The sequence below is a fragment of the Ruminococcus sporogenes genome (assembly GCF_054655175.1).
Genome location: NZ_BAAHOA010000002.1, coordinates 620,859 through 640,644, shown reverse-complemented (window position 1 = coordinate 640,644; position 19,786 = coordinate 620,859). Strand labels below are relative to the sequence as shown.

The following is a 19,786-nucleotide window of genomic DNA, read 5'->3' as shown; positions in this document are numbered from 1 at the left end:
AATTTAATAAGGACAGTGTTATAACTGTCCTTTTATTTTAAAGGAGGAATTTTATGAAAATAGCGGTTGGATGCGATCATGTAGGCTTTGAATATAAAAATGAAATAATTTCACATTTAATTGAAAAGGGTATTGAAGTTATTGATTTTGGAACAAATAATACGGAAAGAACCGATTATCCGATTTACGGCGAGGCAGTTGCAAGGGCTGTGGCGGGAGGAAACTGCGATAAGGGAATACTTATATGCGGGACAGGAGTGGGGATTTCTCTTGCCGCTAATAAGGTAAAGGGAATTCGCGCAGTGGTTTGCAGCGAACCGTATTCAGCTTTGCTTTCACGTCAGCATAACGACACTAACGTACTTGCAATCGGCGCGCGGGTCGTCGGTATCAGTCTTGCATTTATGATAGTAGATTCTTGGCTGAGCGGAGAATTTGAAGGAGGCCGTCATCTGAATCGTGTAAAAATGATTGGTGAAATAGAAAATAAGGATAATTAGCCGTTTATATTAACCCGTTTCTTAAACAAGAAACGGGTTTTTAATTGTATATTAAGAAAAAAATAAAAATACGACGCGATCTTAAATAAATGATCGAAATCGGGCTTGATTAGTTATCTTATTTGTGCTATAATTATTTTATCAGTCAGCGTGTATTTTCAATTACATTACAAGCTGAAGGTAGATTAAGCTTAATGGGAGGGGATACGGAATGTATCCCTGTTTGTTTTTAAGGAGTAAAGATGGATAATAAAAAAGAAAAAAAGCAAAGTATTTTTGAGACGGTCAGACAGGTAGATGAAAATGAAAAGCGAAAGCTCGAAGAAAAAAAGGCGGCTGCGGCAAAAATTGAAGAAAGAAAAAGAGAGCAATATAATAAAACTCTTGCTGAAGAAAGGGTAGAGCTGTTAAAAATAAAGCAGGGCTTAATTACTGAATCTGATAAAATAGATTTGTCTCCCGATGATGAAAAACAATATACCTTTTGGGAAAAAATAAAGAATTTTGTTTATCATAATAAATGGTGGCTTGGAATTACGACGTTTTTTGTTCTTATTGCGGCATTTTTAGTTTATGACACACTTACAACAACAAAATCTGATATTAATATAATGCTGCTGTGCGACGATACGGAGCTTTATACTCATTATCAGGATATCGGCAAATATTTTGACAGCCTGACGGAAGATTATAATAATGACGGTGAAAATTATGCAAATGTTTTATATATACCGATATCAGACGATGAAAATGCTAATACAAAAAGTCTCAGTCCATACGACTCTAATCTGACTAAATTGTCATCGGAATTTCAGATGGGTGAAACTATGCTTGTTATTGCGGATAAAAAATCGGCTGATTTGATTATTCCTGATGAAACGTTAATTAATCTTGAGGAACTTTATCCCGATAATCCTAATATAAAAGGATACGGATTTTACCTTAAGGGAACAGACTTTGCTTCTGAAATAGGCTATGAAGAAAATGATATTCCTGATGACCTTTATATAGGAGTGAGAAAGGTTGATAAGAATCTTTCCTCTGCAAAGAAAACAAAGGAAAATTATGATCATGCTTTGATTATGCTTGAAAACGTAATAAATGATTTATCAAATTAATGATAAAAAGCCTGTACATTTTATCATTATTTACAAATTGTGCTTATTATATTGACAGAATGCTATTAATATGATAAAATGTTAATGCAATAAATTTTTATGGGGGTTATTTTTTATGAGTAAATTTTGTATGCAGTGCGGAGCTCAGATTGACGATAATGCTGAGATATGTTCATCCTGCGGTGCAGCGCAGACGGCAAATTCAGTCGGCGGTAATGGTGAAGCTACTGGAAACAAAAAGTCGATTGTTCCTGTAATAGCAGTTGCAGCAGTTATTGTTGTAATAGTTCTTCTTGTTTGTAAGCTTATTTTCGGCGGAGGTTATAAGGATCCTATTGATAATATGTTCAAGGGAATGGAAACGGGAAAGGGAAAGTATTTTTATAAGGCTCTTCCGGAGTTCCTTTTGGAGGAACAGTTTGAAGATAAGAAAAAAGGCGAAATTATTGATGATCTCGATGAATTGGCTGAAGGAATTCTTGATAATCTTGAAGATGAATATGGCGATGACATCAAAATTAGTGTAAAGTATAAGGATAAAAATAAGATAGATAAGGACGATCTTGAGGATCTTGAAGAAATGTACGAGGATAATTATGATTCGAAGGTGAAAATTTCCAAAGGATACGAAGTTGAGATCAAGGCGACTATCAAGGGTGACGACGAAAAAGAGACGGATACAACAACGCTTAGTGTTTATAAAATAAACGGCGACTGGTGTATAATGAGTTTTGAAGAGTTTTAAAATCAGGGCTGTATCATTTTGATACAGCCTTTTTTATGTATTAAAAACTAATTATCAGTATTATTTGAAAGCTTTTATTTGACAAAAATAAGCTTTAATAGCTATTTAAATACATTGAATAGAATTGAAAAAATAGCAAAATATACCAGATAGATGTGAAAGCGAATAATTAATCTCATTTATATGATAGAATTTTATATCATATATTAAAAACGGAGGTTATATTAATGGCTTTTTACCAAAGGCTGAAAGATTTAAAAGAAGACGCTGATTTGACGCAGGAAGAAATTTCTGAAATAATTGAAGTATCAACTAATCATTATGGTAAATATGAACGGGGAGAAACAGACATACCATTCTCAAAAGCGATAATATTAGCCGATTATTATAAAGTTTCTCTTGATTACATAGCCGGAAGAACCAATGACAAAACCTTTTGCAGCGATATATCGCCGTCTCGCTTTATTGCAAAGTTCAGCCGGCTTGATACTGAAAATAAGGCAAGAATAGATGAAAGAATGTCGCAAATGATTGAAGCTCAGGAGAAACAGAAATCAAATTTTGTAAAGCGTTAATAGAAAAAATTTTCAATGTATTTATTCTGCGATATGTAAAAGCTTTAGTATAAGAATCAAAGAATGGCTGTATCAATTTTGATACAGCCATTCTTAAAAAATAATAGGTTGAAGCTGTTTTCCGTGAAGAGCGGCTTCAATAGTATCTTTCAGAAGTGAAAAATCGCAAATAGCCGAGGTGGGTTTTTTTATTTTATCATCCTGAAAAAATGGAACAAAATAATAATTTTTCATATTTAGAAGCGCGCCTATATTTTTCATTGAACCGGAAAGAGAATCGTTCGACGCCAGTGCAATTACAACAGGCTTTTTATTTCTCAGGTGAGATTTAATTGCCATTGTGGCGGGAGAGTCAGTTATACTATAAGCAAGCTTAGCTATAGTATTTCCGGTGCATGGGCAGACTACGAGAATGTCCGTCATATTTTTTGGACCGATAGGTTCGGCAGCTTCTATTGTTTTTATCACTTCTTTACCGGTTATTTCCTCCAATTTTTTTATATTATCTTTTGCATTGCCGAATCTGGTATCTATTTCGGCTGCGTTATATGACATTACAGGCAGTAAATCAGCTCCTGATTTTATAAGCTCTTCTGCCTGTAAAAAACTTTTATTGAATGTACAAAAGGAACCGGTCATGACATATCCTATTTTGATCTTTGAAAGATCAGCCATCTGTATATCTCCTCTCTTTAAGGATGTTCAGAATAGTTGATGCAATTATTTCTCCTGAACTTACCGGCGCTACTTTACCGGGAAGAGAAAGAGCCCAGACCACCTTTAATCCAAGCCTGCGTGCAGTATCGAAATCTACTCCTCCGGGCTTAGAGGCCAGGTCTATTATAAGCGATTCAGCGCTGGCTTCTTTCAGAATGTCCTCATTGAGTATTACCGCTGGAACGGTATTTATGATCAGACTAAAATTTCTAATACAATCTTTTAGCGAAGACGTATGGATTCCGTGACAGCCGTAGATTTCCGCCCATGCAAGATCGGAATATTTTCTGGCGGTAACTGTCACTTCTGCTCCCATTCCGTTAAGAATTTTAATAAGCACCTTTGAAATACGTCCATGACCAGTAATGAGAACACGCTGACCGAATATAGTTGAAGCCATTTCTTCCATGGCAATCTGTATTGCGCCTTCGGCCGTTGGTACCGCGTTAAGTACGTTAAGTTCTTCTCTGTCAAAATAATCTATCGCTTCTATTCCGCATTTATTGAAAATCTTTATGGTGGCGGCGTCAAGCTTACCGCCTAAAACCAATCCATCGTCCTTTAGAACAGACGTAAGGCTTGTCAGAGGAATGTTGTTTCTGCAAAACGGAGTATTGACAAATATACTATTAAGAGTCGCCGGAAGCGGTAAAATTACATAATCGGCCTTTTCGGGCAAATCAAGGCTGCTTCCGACAGATATTATTCTTTGGGGTAATGACACATTATTGTCAAAACCGGCAGCATATACCTTAAAATTTTCTGACAAGGCAGAAGCTGTGTATATTTGTCTTAAATCTCCGCCGACAACCAGAAAAGTTATATTGTTATTCATAGCAAGCCCTCGTTTCTGATAAGATTTTCTTTTATATATTATGATAGTGATTAACGGACCGTGCATATAACAAAAAAATAATTTAAGAATATAATATAAAATAGGTTGACTTTTATATACTATATATTGTATAATATTAAAAGTAATTTAATAATATAAAAAGAGGTGTCTGATTCAATGGAATTTCCCGTAGGCGCTAAGCTGCTTGACGCAATGGTTCTTTCAATAGTAAGCAGAAAGGAAACGTATGGCTATGAGATAACTCATGAGCTTCAAAAAATCATTGATGTATCTGAATCAACATTATATCCTGTTTTAAGACGCCTTCAGAAAGATGTTTGCCTTGAGGCCTTTGATTTGGAATATAAAGGACGCAACAGACGTTATTATCGTATTACGGTCGAAGGTAAGAATAAGCTTGAAAAATACTGTAAAGAATGGAATGTGTTCAAAGAAAAAATAGATAAAATAATTTTACAGGAGATGATTTCAGATAATGAATAAATTTGAGTATCTCTCAAAGCTTAAAAATAATTTAATGTCGCTTCCCGCGAAGGAACGTGAAGCGGCTGTCAGATATTACGGAAATTATTTTGATGACGCTGGTTTATCCAATGAGCAGGATGTTATTGCAAGTCTTGGTTCTCCGGAAAATCTTGCGCATAAAATCTTAAATAACAGTAATAAACTATCTTTAACGGTAAAAAAAACTAAAAAGGAAGTAAAAGCAGTGCGGCAAAAACTGAATTCTCGGCAGAAGATTATTGCGGTTTTGCTGGTTATATTTACTTTTCCTGTATGGGGAAGTGTTATTGCAGCGGCGGCAGGCATTATATTTGGATTATTCATTGCTATTGCGGCGGTTATGCTGGGTTTTATTTCAGGCGGTATCCTGTTGTTTTGCATGGGAGTGGCTAATATCGTAAATGTTATATCTATAGGTCTTGTTCTTATAGGAGTCGGAATGATTTTAGGCAGTATTCCGTTTTTATTGTTTCTGCCTCTAACGAGTCTATGGCTGAAGCTATTAAAGGGCGTCTTGTTGTGCTTTGCAGCTTTAATAAATAAGATTCTTGGAAAGTCTGAGGTTAAGGTATGAGAAAAAAAAGACTATTAAAGTACATAATACCATCGCTTACTATGATTTTAGGAATAATCATTGCTGTAATTGGAATTTCTGTAGGAGCTAAAGAAGACTATATAAAACAGCTTAATCTGACAGATATTCAAGCCGTTGTCGATCCGGACGGCATAGCGGGCCTTGATATTAATATAACATATACTGATGTGGATATAATAGCGTCTAATGATGTTGATAAAATTGAGATAAATGCTAATAATATTTCAAGAAAGTATTTGAATTATTCTGTGTCAGGCCATATTTTCAGGTTGAAATATGATTTCAATAAGTGGCATGAGATGATTTCCATACCTGGTTTGGTAAAACAAGCTGGTAAAATACAGATAATTATTCCCGCTGATATTTCTCTTCAGGATATACAGATAAAGACAGGTTCAGGCTATAATAAAATTAAATATTTGACTGCTGAAAAAATCTTTATAGATTGCGGTTTGGGAAATAATAATATTGAATGTATAACTTCGGATTATATAGAAGTTAATAATGGATTAGGAAAGGTTCTGGCTGAAAATATTTCATCGGATAAAATTTCATTATCCTGTGGCGCCGGCAAAGCGGACGTTAAAAATTTTCATTCTGAAAATGCTGAAATAAAAGTGGGCATGGGTGAATTAAAGCTTAATGGAATTATTGAAGGAAACAGCAGTATAGAGTGTGGAGTCGGTAACGTCAAAGCGACATTATACGGCGACAAAAACGATTACGCGTTTAATATTATAAATGGAAATATAAATGTTAACGGAAAGGATATATCGAATAATACCGAAGGAAAATATAATATTGATGTAGAATGCGGAATAGGCAATATTGATATTTTATTTAAGTGAGGCGAATGCTTATGAAAAAACTATACAGATCTAAAAGCAATCAAATGTTATGCGGTGTCTGCGCTGGCATAGGGGAATATACAAATGTTGACGCAAACGTAATACGTTTGATTTTTGCAGCCGCTGCTTTTGCAGGAGGAATATCTGTAGTCGTTTATATTTTGGCGATATTTATTCTGCCTGATTCTGATAACTGAATGATAGTATTTTATTATATTATAGATTTTTTTGCAGAATTTTGCAAAAAAAGTATTGACAAAATTGAATATTTATGGTTTAATAGAAGTTAGGAAGAGGTGAGAGTAAATATGAAAATTCAGGAAAATTTAAAACGTGGGATGACGGAACTTCTTATATTGCATTTGCTCAAGCAAGAAGATATGTATGGTTATCAGTTAACCCAGGAGTTCGAAAAGAGAAGCGATGGTTTATTCATTTTAAAAGAAGGTACTATGTATCCGAGTCTTTACAGACTTATTGAAAAAGGAATGATATCAGATCATAAGGAACTTATAGGAAAAAGAAGAACCAGAGTTTATTACCACATTGAAGATGCCGGAAAAGATTATTTTGATAAGATTTATGAGGAATATGTTTCTATTACAGAGGGCATCAGAAAAATCCTTAATTATAAAGAGGATTGAAATTAAAGCTCTCCGTTTTGGGGGGATTTAGGGATTTTCAATCCCAGAAAAAATATTGGCATAGTTGATATTAGTATATCGGCTATGCCGATTTTATTATACAAAGAAAACCCCCGACACAGTCGGGGATTCAAAAAAAGCTTTGGCGTTCCATATGAAAATAAAACTCCTTTTGATTTAATAGAAGTAAGATCTGGCAACTCTTCCGGGCTGATATTTCCATTTTCATCGGTAGTTATATAATCTATAAATTTACTTACATTTTCAAATTTACCAGACGTTATTTATCTTAAATATACCAACCCGTCAAGCTTCATTAATTGTTCATTTAAATCTTCCTCCTTATCAACTATGCTTTATTTGCTCTCATAACTTTCATAAACATTAAAATTTGCCTGTACACCGCACGAAGCATATTTTCTTTCATAACTTACTGGACGTGACCAATACCATCCTTCCTCTTTATCAGTGTTAACATTATCGTATACAATATTTTCATAAAGACCTCCCTTTATATATTTTTATCATACCGGATTGCATAATATCATTTAATATATAATAACACAAGTTCACATAATTAGCAATAATTAAATACATAATGGTATGAAATCGGAAATACTGCTTTGTGTGTTACGTCTTATTTTTTTGATATCTTCGGATTTTAGAGTTCGAATCTTGTCAGTCGGTGTTTTTCGTTTTTTTCATCGTTTATGTTAAATCAGACGCGCCGTTGTTAACAGGTTTGATATTAGCGGGAACGTGCAATTGAGATATGAAAGCAACATTTTTGCTTGTATAATGAAAATACAGTCAGACTGCCAGCCCGACTGTATTAAATTGCTATTTATTTGTGTATGTAACCATTTCCTCATACATTTCTTTGCCGATATAAAATCCGAGCTGCGGATGATTCGTAGGATTAATTACAGCATCATTATTATTTATAATATTCGATAGCGTCATAATTGACCCGCTCCAGCCGTTGTAGCATTCACGCAGCCGTTTCCAGTCCGTATACATGATCACAGCTTCTCTGTCATACTTGCCCTTCATGACTGCAATGCTGAACTTAGCTCCTGATTTCAGCACAATTTTTTCTGTTTTATTCGACTGAGGAAAATTTTCTTCGAGCTTCATAGGAACAAGGAATTTAGCCTTTACCGCTTCCATTGACATAAAACGATAATACAGCTTATATATGAGTTCTTCATCATTGGTTTCCGCTTTCGGCATTTGTGCCATTAAAAGCATCCAGCGCATCAGGTCAGGATTCATGACCGGAATATTTATTTCGTTCATTCCGGTAAAATCCGGCGGAGGAACAAGCATAGCGGCGTCTATCGACACATATTCGCTGTGAATTTCTATGCCCTGCGCACCGTTCAGATAAAAACATTCACCTAGGAAATTTTCAATTCCTTTTCCGTCTGCGCCTCTTACAATTTTCTTTAGTTCAAAAATATCGTCAGGATATTTTTGCAGGGCATAATCTGCATAAGCTTTGGTGAAAATTCGTACATCGGGCGGCGTGCAAAGATAACCGTCGTTTTGTTGTACCGTCCGTGAAAAAAGATGAGGTTGGTCTGTTAATTTATTATACAGACAGTAAATTTCATCTGCATTAAGCACTTTTTCGGCAAGAGCCGCGCCGAGCCTGTTTATTCTCTGGCTGCTCAGTTTGCGCTTTTGATCTGTATCGTCGGGCATTACCTCTCTATGATACCAGCTATACAGCCGCCACATTTCTGCGCCGTCTGTAATGCTGATTTTTTCGAGATCTTCCTTGGTAAGCTCAAGCTGTTTTTTCGATACATATTCATCGCCGATTGCTTTTGTAAAATTGTTTATGTCATTATCAGAAGCAAACGGTTCGGAATCAGCGTGTACGGGTATATTCAAACTAGCTGCATTAACGTTTGAAAAGCTTTGAAGATTTCCCGCCGCGTTTTTCTTCTTTCTGAAATTAAATAACCTCATATGTTCTCCCATAATCAACAATCAAATTTTTACAAGTGATTTTATTAAAGTATAACATAGTATCAATAAACTGTCAAACCGTAAAACATTGACCTAAATGTCTGTATTCAGCTCGGTATCTGTGCTGTTTATATTTCTTTTTTCGGCAGATAAAAATCGTCTGCTGTTCATAAATTCTAAGCATAAACCGAAAGGATTTAAACCACAACTTTGAATAAAGAATTTTTGAACGCCGATTTCCTTTTTTATATATACAAAGGGCCATACGTGAGATTATTTTTCTCAAATATGCCTAAATCTTCTAAAATATTTAAATGTCGGGAGTTCGAATTCTGTCAGTCAGTGTTTTTCATCTATGGTTTTCAACTTCTTTTTTTCGCCGTTTGGGTATAAAAAAGCCCGCAGTTACGGGATTTTAGGCATAAAACAACGCAACTTGAACTGAAAGTTCAAATTGCGTTAGGATAATCAACATGGGGTGGGAGATGGGAATCGAACCCACGACCTTCGGGACCACAATCCGACGCTCTAACCAACTGAGCTACACCCACCATAATATAAAAATAATAATCGCCCCAATAAGGGACGTAATTGGTGCGCCTTATTGGACTCGAACCAATGGCTTACTGCTTAGAAGGCAGTTACTCTATCCAGCTGAGTTAAAGGCGCATATGGAGCAGGTGATGGGAATCGAACCCACGTAGCCAGCTTGGAAGGCTGGAATTCTACCATTGAACTACACCTGCATTTCATAGCGTTGTTCTCAATCAACGATAATTATTATATCATGCTTTTAGAAATATGTCAATTACTTTTTTCGAAAAAAGTAATATTTGTAGAAATTGCATTAATTATAGAGCTTACAGAGAGAAAATATATTAATGTTGTCAAAAAAATAAATGGAAAACTAATTGACATTAAATATAATTTAATGTATAATTTAAATTAAGGAGGATTATTATGGGAGTTTCTAAAAAAATAATTACTGTAATTATGGCTGTTGCATCAGTCGCTTTTTCTTTAAGTCCGGTTAACTCGGCGGAAGTTGAATCATATTGCAATGATATGACGTCGTTTTATAATATTTGGAAAGAAAAGTACGTTGTTAAAGATGAGTATGTGACAAATCAGGAACAGTTTTATGTATGGTACAGTGAAGAAAGATATAACGGCGATAATGTTTCTGTTCCCGTGACAGTTTCTGAGGCGCATGGATACGGCATGCTTATTACGGCAAGTATGTCAGAATATGATGAGCAGTCAAAAAAATATTTTGACGGAATGTATCGTTTTTATAAAGCACATACAAGCGATATAGGTCCTAATCTTATGTCTTGGCAGCAGTCGGATAATGGAACGGAGCTTATTGACGGAGCGGAAAACGGAAGTATGACAGGAGGTTATTGTGATTCCGCTGCTGACGGAGATATGGATATTGCATACGCTCTTCTTATCGCCGATAAGGTGTGGGGAAGCGAAGGAGAAATAGACTATTATTCTGAAGCTTTGGCAGTAATTAACGATATTATGACATATGAGATTAATCATGAAAACTGGACGATTTCATTAGGCGACTGGGTATATGAATGCGACAGCAATGATATTTTTTACTCCGCAACCCGCGCTTCTGATTTTATAGTTCAGTATATGCCTGTTTTCGCTGAGGTTACAGGAGACCAAAGATGGATGAATGTTTACAATTCTACTTATAAAATTATAAATGATATGGTTTTGGAATATGAAACAGGTCTGCTGCCGGACTTTATTATTAAAGATAAATCCGGAAAATATGTTCCGGCGCCTGCCGGATTTCTTGAAGGGGAGTATGACGGAGCATATAGTTACAATAGCTGCCGTATACCGTGGCGAATAAGCATGGATTATATAATTAATAAAAATGAAAATGCTCTTTTATTTTCTCAGGCGATCAATTCTTTTATTATTAATGAATCCGGAGGGGATCCTTGGGAGATAAAGGCAGGCTATAGTGTTGACGGAACACAATTAGAGGACTATAACGATTTATGTTTTACAGCGCCTTTTTTAGTAGCGGCAAAATGCGGCGGTAATTTAGAATGGGAGGAATCACTGCGTGATTGTATTGTAAATTACGGCGAAGATGTTTATTACGGAGATACGATCAAAATGCTTTGCCTGATTGTTGCCGCGGATAAGTGGATAGTTCCTGAATATAATACGGGCCTAAAAGGGGATATAAACGACGACGGGAGCATTGATAATAAGGATATTGTATTACTGCGGGATTATTTAACCGGCAAGTCCGATATTTCGGTGGAATATTACGGAAAAATTGATATTTTAAATGACAATAAAATTGATATATTTGATATGATTGCACTCAAAAGAATTATATTAAATGAAATAGAAATCAGCGGCAGTTAATTACTACCGCTGAATAAGGAATAAAAAATGAATGGAGAAAATGGTATTACTTTATGCGAGCTTGCCGTATATACACTATGACTGTCAAATAAAATAATCGGAGATTTTGACAAATTGAAGTCAGAGAAGAAATATTTTTTAATTTCTTTTGAACGATTTATAATAATTTTATATTTCTCTGATGAATTTTACAATATCCTCAGGCTTTTCAGCTATGAAGTCGGCGCCTGCGGAGGTAAGTTCTTCCATAGATCTGAATCCCCAAAGACATCCGATAGATCTGACGCCCGCGTTTTTGCCGGTGTTTATATCTATGCTTGTATCTCCGATCATAATTGCTTCCGAAGGAGCGATACTCATATCGCTTAAAATGGCGTTTAATATAGCTGGATCCGGTTTGACGGGTCTTGCGTCAAATTTGCCATATACGGCGTCGAAAGTATCGTTTCCGAAATAGTTCTTAATTATGACTTCGGTAAAGCAATGCGTTTTGTTTGAAGCGACTGCAAGCTTAATACCCATAGCTTTTAGCTGTTTCAGGGTTTCGGTAATACCTTTATAAACATAGGTCTTAACTGTGTAATTCTCGTTGTAATAGTCGTTATACAGCTTTAGAGCCTGCTCAAAAAGCTCCTGTCTGTCGTCAGGGAGCGCGCGTTCAATAAGAATCTTTACTCCGTCGCCGACCATATAATTGAATTCATTAAGCGGATGCTCGGGGAATCCGAGTTTTCTCATTGCAAAATTAGTGGCCTCTGCAATATCGGCAAGCGAATCAATTAAAGTTCCGTCGAGATCAAATACGGCTAATTTCATTTTAATGCCTCCATAATTTAATTTATGTGTTTTTATTATAGCACGTATCTTTTATGAAATCAAATTGATAATCAGGAGTTTAATATACATATGTTTATCCATAATTGAGAAATATAATTGATTTTTGTTGACTTTTTATAAAAAAATGGTATAATAATAACAAATATATAAATATTATGCATAGTGCATGAAATAAATCAGAATGGAAGGTAAAAAAATGGATCCTAAAGCTTTTTACAGTATGTCATACGGAGTTTATGTAACAACTTCAACCGATAACGGAAAACCGGTAGGATGTATAACAAACAGCAATACTCAGATTACGGCTTCACCGGCTTCTGTTTCAGTTAGCGTTAATCATGATAATTATACCGCAAAATGTATTGAAAAATCCGGTATGTTCGGTTTTACGGCGCTTTCAGAGGATTCCGATCCTGAAATAATAGGCAAATTCGGTTTTTCTTCAAGCAAGGATACGGATAAATTCAGCAAGTACGATTATGTTTTAAAAGAGGGGATACCTGTTCTGACTGACGGCTGCGCCTACGTTGTATGCAGGGTGGTTGACAAAATGGAAACAGAGACGCATACGGTTTTCCTCGGCGAGGTAATAGACGCGCAGCCGTTAAAATCAGGAGAACCTATGACCTATGCTTATTATCATAAGGTTCTTAAAGGAAAAAGTCCTAAAAAAGCGCCTACCTATATCGCCGACGACGAAGCGTCTTCCGGAAAAAAGAAATTCATATGCGACGTATGCGGTTATATTTATGAAGGGGATTACGTGCCTGATAATTATAAATGTCCTATCTGCGGCGTTGACGCTTCTCACTTTAAAGAACGATAAAATATTTTCCGGGCAATACTGGATAATTCCAGTGTTGCCCTTGATTTTTATTTCAATATATAGTAAAATAAAAATCAATATAACTATAAAGGAAGTAAAATATGCTCAGAAAAAAAATAGAAGATTTATTGCTTTCCGTAACAAAGCCGGCAAGGTATATAGGCGGAGAATCAGGCAGCGTAATAAAGAATAAGGATAATATAAGCGTTAGATTTGCGTTTTGTTTTCCCGATACATACGACATAGGAATGTCTCATTTGGGAATGAAAATCTTATATTCGCTTATTAATCAGAGAGCAGATTACTGGTGTGAAAGAGTATTTGCTCCCGGAATTGATTTTGAAAAGCTGATGAGAGAGAATAGAATACCTCTTTATGCATTGGAAAGTCTTGATCCGTTAAGCGAATTTGATTTTATAGGCTTTACAATGCAGTATGAGCTTTCTTATACAAATGTTCTAAATATGCTCGATTTAGCGGGTATTCCGATCTTATCAAAAGACAGGGACGATAAGCTGACGAACATTATCGTCGCAGGAGGTCCGTGCGTTTGCAATCCGGAGCCTCTTGCCGATTTTATAGATTTATTCATACTTGGAGAGGGAGAGGAAGTAAATCTAGAGCTTATGGATCTGTATAAGAAAATGAAATCCAAGGACTTTGGAAAAAAGGATTTTCTCCGCAGAGCCGCTGAAATAGACGGTATTTATGTCCCTTCGCTTTATAAGGTTTACTATAATGACGACGGCACGGTCAAAGAAATTATCCCTCAGTATAATGTAAGACCGATAATTAAAAAAAGGATTATAAAGGATTTTGACAAGGTTTTTTATCCTGAAAATTTTGTCGTGCCTTTTACCGATATTGTTCATGACAGAATTTCTGTAGAGGTATTAAGAGGGTGCATCAGAGGCTGCCGGTTCTGCCAGGCCGGATTTCTTTACAGACCTTTCAGAGAAAAATCGCCTGAAACGGTTTGCCGGGAAGCTGAAACGCTTTGCGGTAATACCGGTTATGAGGAAATCTCTCTTGCTTCGCTTAGTACCTCGGATCATTCGGAAATAGGAAAAATTCTTACGGAGCTTATTCCGTATACGGAAAAGCAGCATATCAATCTTTCGCTGCCTTCATTGAGGGTGGACAACTTTTCCAAAGAGCTTATGGACGAGGTGAAGAAAGTCAGAAAGAGCGGTCTTACCTTTGCGCCTGAAGCGGGAACGCAGCGTCTGAGAAACGTTATAAATAAGAACGTAACTGAGGAAGAAGTGATGCGTACATGCCGTACGGCTTTTGAGGGAGGATATACGTCCGTAAAGCTTTATTTTATGCTGGGACTTCCAACTGAAACTGACGAGGATATCGTCGGTATAACTAAGCTGGCGCAAAAGATCGTGGATCTGTATTACAGTATTCCGGGAAGACAGAAAGGAAAAGGAGTTCAGGTTTCTATAAGTACGGCGACATTTGTGCCTAAACCGTTTACGCCTTTTGAATTTGAACCTCAGGCAACCCGCAGCGAAATTATGCATAAGCAGGAGACTCTCATGAATTCGATCACTTCAAAAAAAATAAAAGCAAGCTGGCACGATCCTTCAACCAGCATTCTTGAAGCTGCATTGGCGAGAGGCGACAGAAGGATGGGAACCGCTGTTTACAGAGCTTGGGAAAAAGGCTGTAAGTTTGATAGCTGGGGAGAGCATTTCAGTTATGAAAAATGGCGTGAAGCGTTTGAAGAAAGCGGTCTTGATATGGAATTTTACGCTTGCCGCCGAAGAGATTATGAGGAAATTATGCCCTGGGATCATCTTGATTATTATATAAATAAGGAATTTCTTGTAAGGGAAAACATTAAGGCAAAACGGGCTGAAACAACTGAAAACTGTCGATCAAAATGCTCTGCCTGCGGAGTAAGCAGAGAGATAGGAGGACCGTGTTTTGGTTAAAGTCAGGGCGGTTTTTGAAAAAAAGGGACGGGCTAAATATATTTCGCATCTTGATCTAAACAGGTGTATTCAGCGGACTATTAAACGTTCCGGTCTGCCGATATGGTATACGGAAGGCTTTAATCCCCATATTTATATTATGTTTGCACTTCCTCTTTCGCTTGGCTATGAAAGCTCCGCTGAAATAATGGATTTTAATCTCACAGAAAACATATCCTACGAGGAAATTAAAGAGCGTTTAAACAGCGTTATGCCGGAGGGAATCAGGGTTTTGAAAGCCTTTGAGCCGGTTAATAAACATACCTCCATAAAATATGCGGAATATAGAATTTGTTTTAAATCAGATTTTCCTGATAGGCTTATAAATAGCTTTAATGAATTTATATCTCGTGACAGTCTTAATACAGTTAAAAGAACAAAAAAGGGCGTAGAAAAGGTCGTCGATCTAAAGCCGCTTATTAAGGTAAGAAAAATCGAGCTTTTAAACGGAATTCTGGAGATTGAAGCTCTGTTTCCGGCAGGTACGGAAAACAATATAAATCCATCGCTTCTTATTGATATGTTTTTATCGGAGGATTTAGGAGATACGACTGTTTCCGAGGTTGAAAGAACCGGGGTTTTAATGGAAAACGAAAAAGAATTTTTTTGAAAACCCTTGCAATTTTAATAAATATATGGTATGATATTAAAGCATTTAAAATCCGTAAAGACATAAATTTTGTTTTTGCGAGAGTTTATGCCAGTAAAATGACATTAAACAGGGCAGTCCGCTGCCGCATAGGGTTTATATAATTAAACTGCGGTAAGAATGCCGGAAACCAGGAGGAAATTGAAATGGACGCATTGGAAATTATCAGCGGATCAAGCAAGAAAGCCGAGGTACCTTCATTCTCAGTAGGCGATACCGTTAAGGTTCACGTTAAAATCAAGGAAGGCGATAAGAGTCGTATTCAGGTTTTCGAGGGTACGGTAATTGCTAAGAAGCACGGTGGAATCAGTGAAACCTTTACTGTAAGACGTGTAGCGCACGGCTGCGGAATTGAGAGAGTATTCCCTCTTCATTCGCCTGTCGTTGACAAGGTTGAGATTGTAAGATACGGTAAGGTTCGCAGAGCAAAGCTTTATTATCTGCGCGACAGAGTAGGTAAGGCCGCAAAGGTTAAGGAGCAGATAAAGTAATAAACAGGCATTACCGCAGGCGGCTGTATGCCGCTTTGCTTACTGCCTTTACAAGGGACGTTTAAGTCCCTTTTTTGCTATTAATTTATGAATCGAGGATTAACTGATGGAAGAGCAGGCTGAAGAAATCAAAGTACAGAAAGAGCATAAAAACGCTTTTGGCGATTTTATGGAAATATGCGAATCGATAGTTACTTCAATTTTTGTCGTATTGTTGATATTTACGTTTATATGCAGACCTGTTACGGTTGACGGTACCTCTATGAACCCTACGCTGCAAAACGGCGACAAACTGATCATGACGACTTTTTTCTATACTCCAAAATCCGGAGATATTGTAATTGTTGAAAATGATGAATCACATATATATAAGGACGGAGATAAATCCGAAATAATAAGCGGACAGTCGAGCCTTGGAAAAAGACTCATAAAGCGAGTTATTGCCACCGGAGGGCAGACTGTCGATATAGATTTCAATAAAGGAACGGTATATGTTGACGGTGAAGCGCTTTCAGAAAATTATATAAAGGAACCAACTTATCTTAATACCGGAGCGTTTGAATATCCTGTAACAGTTCCCGACGGCTATGTATTTGTTATGGGCGATAATAGAAACAATTCTACTGACAGCCGTGATCCTCACGTTGGATTTGTTGAAACCGGCGACGTTCTCGGAAAGGCCGTATTAAGATTTTATCCTTTTGAAACGTTTAAGATTCTTGACTGATATAATTTACGAGGAATTAATATGAGTGAACATAAAACGACGAGAGAAAGCCGTGAAGACGCTCTTGAAAGAATTCTGGCCGAAACGGCTAATAATCCGTATAATCCGGCGAAGAGGAAAGAACCGCCGACGAATAGGTCTGGGGTTTCAAAATCTGCAGAGGAACGCGCGTCTGCTTCGGCTTTGCGGCAGGATAATGCGGAAAGCCATATGACTGAGGCTCAGAAAGCTGATGCTGCAAAGGAAAGAGTCAGAAAAATTGCCGAAATAAAACGCGCTAATGCATTAAAGGCTGAAAATATTGATAAAAGAACAAATCCGCAGTTGTCGTATGCCCGATCTGCTGAAATTTCAGTCAATGAAAAAAGGGATTTTCCTGACGAAAATAAAAACTTTAGGCTTAACGATTTTTTAGATATTATCGAATCAGTTCTTACAGTGATATTGGTAATTTCATTATTTTTCACATACATTATGAGAGTTGTGGTCGTAGACGGTACTTCTATGCTGCCTACCCTTGAGAACAGCGATAAGCTTATAGTATATTCGTTAGGATATTCTCCGGAAAACGGAGATATTGTTGTGATTAATAACGATAGCGCGCATCTTTTATCCTCAGACGGAAAAGTTCTTGAAACCGAAGGACTTGACAAGGTAATAGTAAAAAGGGTAATTGCTGTCGGCGGCCAAACGGTTGATATAGATTTTGAAAATGGAATTGTAAGCGTTGATGGAGCGCGGCTTGAAGAGCAGTACATAAGCGAACCGACAACAAGGGATGAATATGCTTTTGATTACCCGCTTACTGTTCCCGACGGCTATATATTTGCAATGGGGGATAACAGAAACTTATCCAAGGACAGCCGTCATCCTGAAATCGGCTTGATACCAGAGGATAATGTAGTCGGAAAGGTTATTTTTCGGATTTTTCCATTCGGAAAATTCGGAGGAATTGATTAAGGAGGCAGAAAATGGCTGAGATGGCTTCTATTCAATGGTTTCCGGGTCATATGACCAAGACAAGAAGAATGATACAGTCAAGCTTATCTCTTGTAGACGGTGTTGTTGAAGTACTTGACGCAAGGATACCCTTTTCGAGCCGTAATCCCGAAATGGATAAGCTTGTTAAGGATAAGCCGAGGATGCTGCTTCTTAACAAGTCTGATATGGCTGATGATAGCTCCACGGAAAAATGGATTGATTATTATAAATCAAAAGGCTTTACTGTTTTAAAAACTGACTGCAAAAGCGGAAATGGACTTAAAGGCTTTCTTCCTGCTGTAAAAGGCAATATGCTGAAACAGCTTATAGAAAAACGCCGCGGCAAAGGGATAGAGGGCGCGCCGATAAGACTTATGATAGTCGGTATTCCTAACGTTGGAAAGTCTTCATTTATAAACCGTATGGCTAAGTCTAAAAAAGCAAAGGTTGAGGACAGACCTGGTGTTACGCGTAATAAGCAATGGATAAAATTTGGCGGCAACGTAGAATTGCTTGATATGCCGGGTGTTCTCTGGCCTAAATTTGAGGATCAGGGCGTTGCCAGAAAGCTGGCGTTCACCGGCGCCGTTAAGGACGATATACTTGATATTGAAGCTCTGGCAGCTTTTCTGTTGGAAAATTTATCAGTTAATTATCCGGAGGCAGTTTCAGAAAGATATAAAATTGATAAATCCGGCGATGGCTTTGAGCTTCTTTCAGAGCTTGGCCGTAAAAGAGGAATGCTTGTTTCAGGCGGCGAAGTTAATACTGAAAGAGCCGCTGTAACGCTTCTCGACGAATTCAGAAGCGGTAAGCTCGGAAAGATAACTCTTGAGCTTCCGGGAGAAAAAAATGATTAGTCAGCTATGGGAATACGATGAAGCTGTGAGAAACAGCACGGGGAATTTTTTTTGCGGCGTTGACGAGGCCGGAAGAGGTCCGCTTGCCGGAGACGTTTATGCGGCGGCAGTTGTCCTTGATCCTGACAGACCGATTGAAGGTCTTAACGACAGTAAAAAGCTTTCTGCTAAAAAGCGAGAGCTGTTATATGAAGAAATTATTGATAAGTCTTTGGATTATTGTATTGCAAGGGCTACAGTTGAAGAAATTGAAGAAATCAATATTTTAAACGCATCTATGCTTGCCATGAGAAGAGCGGTATTTGGGCTTCGGGATTTACCTGAATTGGTTATAGCCGACGGAAATAAAGCTCCCGATCTTCCGTGTAGGGTAAGCGCACTGGTAAAAGGAGACGCTAACAGCGCGTCGATTGCCGCTGCGTCGATACTTGCTAAGGTAACGAGGGACAGATATATGCTTGAAATGGCTGAAAAATACCCTCAGTTCGGTTTTGAACGTCATAAGGGTTACGGAACAAAGCTTCATATAGAAAGAATACTGGAATACGGACCGTGTCCGCTGCATAGAATGTCCTTTTTAAGAAAGATCTATGAGAAAAAATAATTATGGTTATCATGCTGAATCCTTTGTCTGCGATTATCTTGAAGCTGAAGGTTATCAGATAGTTAAAAGAAATTATATAGCTGACGGAGGAGAAGCCGATATAATTGCGGTTTTAGACGAATATGTTTGCTTTGTGGAAATAAAATACCGAACCAACGGAAGCGGTCTTGAAGCTGCGATTGATACAAAAAAGCAAAAAAGAATCATTAAATCGGCCGAACAATATATGAGAAAAACAGGCTGTAGACTTCAGCCCAGATTCGACGCTGCTTATGTCAGTTCATATAACGGGGAAGATCTCAGTCTGGAATATATTTTAAACGCTTTTGACGCTTCAGGCGTTTGAT

At 37.3% G+C, this 19,786-nt stretch carries 23 protein-coding genes and 3 tRNA genes; 19 read left to right on the top strand and 7 right to left on the bottom strand.

Annotated elements, in window-relative coordinates:
* Positions 1–53: 53 nt before the first annotated feature.
* The 4 genes from rpiB to ACYQ0N_RS09620 all read left to right on the top strand — a co-directional run bounded on the left by rpiB (position 54) and on the right by ACYQ0N_RS09620 (position 2,938).
* On the top strand, positions 54–500 hold the full coding sequence (gene rpiB / locus ACYQ0N_RS09635; protein WP_177533374.1) for a ribose 5-phosphate isomerase B: 447 nt from the start codon (positions 54–56) through the stop codon (positions 498–500).
* Between the two features lie 242 nt (positions 501–742).
* On the top strand, positions 743–1,618 hold the full coding sequence (locus tag ACYQ0N_RS09630; protein ID WP_460162532.1) for a hypothetical protein: 876 nt from the start codon (positions 743–745) through the stop codon (positions 1,616–1,618).
* Positions 1,619–1,733: 115 nt separating this feature from the next.
* Positions 1,734–2,363, top strand: a complete 630-nt coding sequence (locus tag ACYQ0N_RS09625) for a zinc ribbon domain-containing protein (protein ID WP_460162531.1) — start codon at positions 1,734–1,736, stop codon at positions 2,361–2,363.
* 227 nt (positions 2,364–2,590) lie between these two features.
* Complete coding sequence (locus ACYQ0N_RS09620; RefSeq protein WP_177533377.1) at positions 2,591–2,938, top strand: helix-turn-helix domain-containing protein; 348 nt, start codon at positions 2,591–2,593, stop codon at positions 2,936–2,938.
* A 93-nt stretch (positions 2,939–3,031) separates the two neighbouring features.
* On the opposite strand, the gene ACYQ0N_RS09615 is transcribed toward ACYQ0N_RS09620, so the two are convergent.
* Together ACYQ0N_RS09615 and dpsA are read right to left on the bottom strand one after the other, a co-directional pair.
* A complete protein-coding gene (locus ACYQ0N_RS09615) occupies positions 3,032–3,613 on the bottom strand; it encodes a dipicolinate synthase subunit B (RefSeq protein WP_177533378.1) in 582 nt (193 codons plus the stop codon).
* The gene (dpsA, locus tag ACYQ0N_RS09610) at positions 3,606–4,490 is read right to left on the bottom strand and encodes a dipicolinate synthase subunit DpsA (RefSeq protein WP_460162530.1); all 885 of its coding nucleotides are present in this window, start codon (positions 4,488–4,490) and stop codon (positions 3,606–3,608) included. Before dpsA ends, ACYQ0N_RS09615 begins: the two co-directional genes overlap by 8 nt.
* A 177-nt stretch (positions 4,491–4,667) precedes the next feature.
* Here dpsA and ACYQ0N_RS09605 point away from each other — a divergent pair, with 177 nt between their 5' ends.
* The 5 genes from ACYQ0N_RS09605 to ACYQ0N_RS09585 all read left to right on the top strand — a co-directional run bounded on the left by ACYQ0N_RS09605 (position 4,668) and on the right by ACYQ0N_RS09585 (position 7,102).
* The gene (locus ACYQ0N_RS09605; protein WP_177533380.1) at positions 4,668–4,994 is read left to right on the top strand and encodes a PadR family transcriptional regulator; all 327 of its coding nucleotides are present in this window, start codon (positions 4,668–4,670) and stop codon (positions 4,992–4,994) included.
* Positions 4,987–5,589 carry a DUF1700 domain-containing protein gene (locus ACYQ0N_RS09600; RefSeq protein ID WP_177533381.1) on the top strand — a complete coding sequence of 201 codons (603 nt, stop codon included), beginning with the start codon at positions 4,987–4,989 and terminating at the stop codon, positions 5,587–5,589. Before ACYQ0N_RS09605 ends, ACYQ0N_RS09600 begins: the two co-directional genes overlap by 8 nt.
* On the top strand, positions 5,586–6,458 hold the full coding sequence (locus ACYQ0N_RS09595; protein WP_177533382.1) for a DUF4097 family beta strand repeat-containing protein: 873 nt from the start codon (positions 5,586–5,588) through the stop codon (positions 6,456–6,458). Before ACYQ0N_RS09600 ends, ACYQ0N_RS09595 begins: the two co-directional genes overlap by 4 nt.
* A gap of 11 nt (positions 6,459–6,469) precedes the next feature.
* Entirely contained in the window at positions 6,470–6,655 is a 186-nt protein-coding gene (locus ACYQ0N_RS09590) for a PspC domain-containing protein (protein WP_177533383.1), read from the top strand.
* A gap of 111 nt (positions 6,656–6,766) precedes the next feature.
* On the top strand, positions 6,767–7,102 hold the full coding sequence (locus tag ACYQ0N_RS09585; RefSeq protein WP_177533384.1) for a PadR family transcriptional regulator: 336 nt from the start codon (positions 6,767–6,769) through the stop codon (positions 7,100–7,102).
* 840 nt (positions 7,103–7,942) lie between these two features.
* On the opposite strand, the gene ACYQ0N_RS09580 is transcribed toward ACYQ0N_RS09585, so the two are convergent.
* The 4 genes from ACYQ0N_RS09580 to ACYQ0N_RS09565 all read right to left on the bottom strand — a co-directional run bounded on the left by ACYQ0N_RS09580 (position 7,943) and on the right by ACYQ0N_RS09565 (position 9,825).
* Positions 7,943–9,079, bottom strand: coding sequence for a hypothetical protein (locus tag ACYQ0N_RS09580; RefSeq protein WP_460162529.1), 1,137 nt, complete (start codon positions 9,077–9,079; stop codon positions 7,943–7,945).
* 474 nt (positions 9,080–9,553) lie between these two features.
* Positions 9,554–9,630 (bottom strand) — tRNA-His (locus tag ACYQ0N_RS09575).
* A gap of 41 nt (positions 9,631–9,671) precedes the next feature.
* Positions 9,672–9,748, bottom strand: a tRNA-Arg gene (locus ACYQ0N_RS09570).
* A gap of 3 nt (positions 9,749–9,751) precedes the next feature.
* A tRNA-Gly gene (locus ACYQ0N_RS09565) sits at positions 9,752–9,825 on the bottom strand.
* A 214-nt stretch (positions 9,826–10,039) separates the two neighbouring features.
* Between ACYQ0N_RS09565 and ACYQ0N_RS09560 the strand changes: the two genes are divergently transcribed.
* Positions 10,040–11,482, top strand: a complete 1,443-nt coding sequence (locus ACYQ0N_RS09560; protein WP_460162528.1) for a glycosyl hydrolase family 8 — start codon at positions 10,040–10,042, stop codon at positions 11,480–11,482.
* Positions 11,483–11,650: 168 nt separating this feature from the next.
* Here ACYQ0N_RS09560 and ACYQ0N_RS09555 read toward each other — a convergent pair whose 3' ends face one another.
* On the bottom strand, positions 11,651–12,298 hold the full coding sequence (locus ACYQ0N_RS09555; RefSeq protein ID WP_460162527.1) for an HAD family hydrolase: 648 nt from the start codon (positions 12,296–12,298) through the stop codon (positions 11,651–11,653).
* Between the two features lie 217 nt (positions 12,299–12,515).
* On the opposite strand from ACYQ0N_RS09555, the gene ACYQ0N_RS09550 reads away from it, so the two are divergent.
* From ACYQ0N_RS09550 to ACYQ0N_RS09510, 9 genes are all read left to right on the top strand, one after another.
* Positions 12,516–13,145: a flavin reductase family protein gene (locus ACYQ0N_RS09550; RefSeq protein ID WP_177533387.1), complete on the top strand. Its 630-nt coding sequence runs from the start codon at positions 12,516–12,518 to the stop codon at positions 13,143–13,145.
* 101 nt (positions 13,146–13,246) lie between these two features.
* On the top strand, positions 13,247–15,088 hold the full coding sequence (locus ACYQ0N_RS09545) for a TIGR03960 family B12-binding radical SAM protein (RefSeq protein ID WP_460162526.1): 1,842 nt from the start codon (positions 13,247–13,249) through the stop codon (positions 15,086–15,088).
* Positions 15,081–15,737 carry a TIGR03936 family radical SAM-associated protein gene (locus ACYQ0N_RS09540; RefSeq protein WP_177533389.1) on the top strand — a complete coding sequence of 219 codons (657 nt, stop codon included), beginning with the start codon at positions 15,081–15,083 and terminating at the stop codon, positions 15,735–15,737. The genes ACYQ0N_RS09545 and ACYQ0N_RS09540 overlap by 8 nt, the downstream gene beginning before the upstream one ends.
* 185 nt (positions 15,738–15,922) lie before the next feature.
* A complete protein-coding gene (gene rplS, locus ACYQ0N_RS09535; RefSeq protein WP_177533390.1) occupies positions 15,923–16,267 on the top strand; it encodes a 50S ribosomal protein L19 in 345 nt (114 codons plus the stop codon).
* A gap of 106 nt (positions 16,268–16,373) precedes the next feature.
* A complete protein-coding gene (lepB, locus tag ACYQ0N_RS09530) occupies positions 16,374–16,994 on the top strand; it encodes a signal peptidase I (protein WP_177533391.1) in 621 nt (206 codons plus the stop codon).
* Positions 16,995–17,015: 21 nt separating this feature from the next.
* Complete coding sequence (gene lepB / locus ACYQ0N_RS09525; protein ID WP_460162525.1) at positions 17,016–17,954, top strand: signal peptidase I; 939 nt, start codon at positions 17,016–17,018, stop codon at positions 17,952–17,954.
* Positions 17,955–17,965: 11 nt separating this feature from the next.
* Positions 17,966–18,835 carry a ribosome biogenesis GTPase YlqF gene (gene ylqF / locus ACYQ0N_RS09520; protein ID WP_460162524.1) on the top strand — a complete coding sequence of 290 codons (870 nt, stop codon included), beginning with the start codon at positions 17,966–17,968 and terminating at the stop codon, positions 18,833–18,835.
* Entirely contained in the window at positions 18,828–19,439 is a 612-nt protein-coding gene (gene rnhB, locus ACYQ0N_RS09515; protein WP_460162523.1) for a ribonuclease HII, read from the top strand. Before ylqF ends, rnhB begins: the two co-directional genes overlap by 8 nt.
* Positions 19,426–19,785 (top strand): YraN family protein, encoded by a 360-nt coding sequence (locus ACYQ0N_RS09510; protein ID WP_460162522.1) that lies wholly within the window; start codon positions 19,426–19,428, stop codon positions 19,783–19,785. Before rnhB ends, ACYQ0N_RS09510 begins: the two co-directional genes overlap by 14 nt.
* Position 19,786 lies beyond the last annotated feature (1 nt).

Coding starts and splice junctions, on each gene's coding strand:
- rpiB (WP_177533374.1), top strand. CDS start 54: ATGAAAATAGCGGTTGGATGCGATCATGTAGGCTTTGAATATAAAAAT.
- ACYQ0N_RS09630 (WP_460162532.1), top strand. CDS start 743: ATGGATAATAAAAAAGAAAAAAAGCAAAGTATTTTTGAGACGGTCAGA.
- ACYQ0N_RS09625 (WP_460162531.1), top strand. CDS start 1,734: ATGAGTAAATTTTGTATGCAGTGCGGAGCTCAGATTGACGATAATGCT.
- ACYQ0N_RS09620 (WP_177533377.1), top strand. CDS start 2,591: ATGGCTTTTTACCAAAGGCTGAAAGATTTAAAAGAAGACGCTGATTTG.
- ACYQ0N_RS09615 (WP_177533378.1), bottom strand. CDS start 3,613: ATGGCTGATCTTTCAAAGATCAAAATAGGATATGTCATGACCGGTTCC.
- dpsA (WP_460162530.1), bottom strand. CDS start 4,490: ATGAATAACAATATAACTTTTCTGGTTGTCGGCGGAGATTTAAGACAA.
- ACYQ0N_RS09605 (WP_177533380.1), top strand. CDS start 4,668: ATGGAATTTCCCGTAGGCGCTAAGCTGCTTGACGCAATGGTTCTTTCA.
- ACYQ0N_RS09600 (WP_177533381.1), top strand. CDS start 4,987: ATGAATAAATTTGAGTATCTCTCAAAGCTTAAAAATAATTTAATGTCG.
- ACYQ0N_RS09595 (WP_177533382.1), top strand. CDS start 5,586: ATGAGAAAAAAAAGACTATTAAAGTACATAATACCATCGCTTACTATG.
- ACYQ0N_RS09590 (WP_177533383.1), top strand. CDS start 6,470: ATGAAAAAACTATACAGATCTAAAAGCAATCAAATGTTATGCGGTGTC.
- ACYQ0N_RS09585 (WP_177533384.1), top strand. CDS start 6,767: ATGAAAATTCAGGAAAATTTAAAACGTGGGATGACGGAACTTCTTATA.
- ACYQ0N_RS09580 (WP_460162529.1), bottom strand. CDS start 9,079: ATGAGGTTATTTAATTTCAGAAAGAAGAAAAACGCGGCGGGAAATCTT.
- ACYQ0N_RS09560 (WP_460162528.1), top strand. CDS start 10,040: ATGGGAGTTTCTAAAAAAATAATTACTGTAATTATGGCTGTTGCATCA.
- ACYQ0N_RS09555 (WP_460162527.1), bottom strand. CDS start 12,298: ATGAAATTAGCCGTATTTGATCTCGACGGAACTTTAATTGATTCGCTT.
- ACYQ0N_RS09550 (WP_177533387.1), top strand. CDS start 12,516: ATGGATCCTAAAGCTTTTTACAGTATGTCATACGGAGTTTATGTAACA.
- ACYQ0N_RS09545 (WP_460162526.1), top strand. CDS start 13,247: ATGCTCAGAAAAAAAATAGAAGATTTATTGCTTTCCGTAACAAAGCCG.
- rplS (WP_177533390.1), top strand. CDS start 15,923: ATGGACGCATTGGAAATTATCAGCGGATCAAGCAAGAAAGCCGAGGTA.
- lepB (WP_177533391.1), top strand. CDS start 16,374: ATGGAAGAGCAGGCTGAAGAAATCAAAGTACAGAAAGAGCATAAAAAC.
- lepB (WP_460162525.1), top strand. CDS start 17,016: ATGAGTGAACATAAAACGACGAGAGAAAGCCGTGAAGACGCTCTTGAA.
- ylqF (WP_460162524.1), top strand. CDS start 17,966: ATGGCTGAGATGGCTTCTATTCAATGGTTTCCGGGTCATATGACCAAG.
- rnhB (WP_460162523.1), top strand. CDS start 18,828: ATGATTAGTCAGCTATGGGAATACGATGAAGCTGTGAGAAACAGCACG.
- ACYQ0N_RS09510 (WP_460162522.1), top strand. CDS start 19,426: ATGAGAAAAAATAATTATGGTTATCATGCTGAATCCTTTGTCTGCGAT.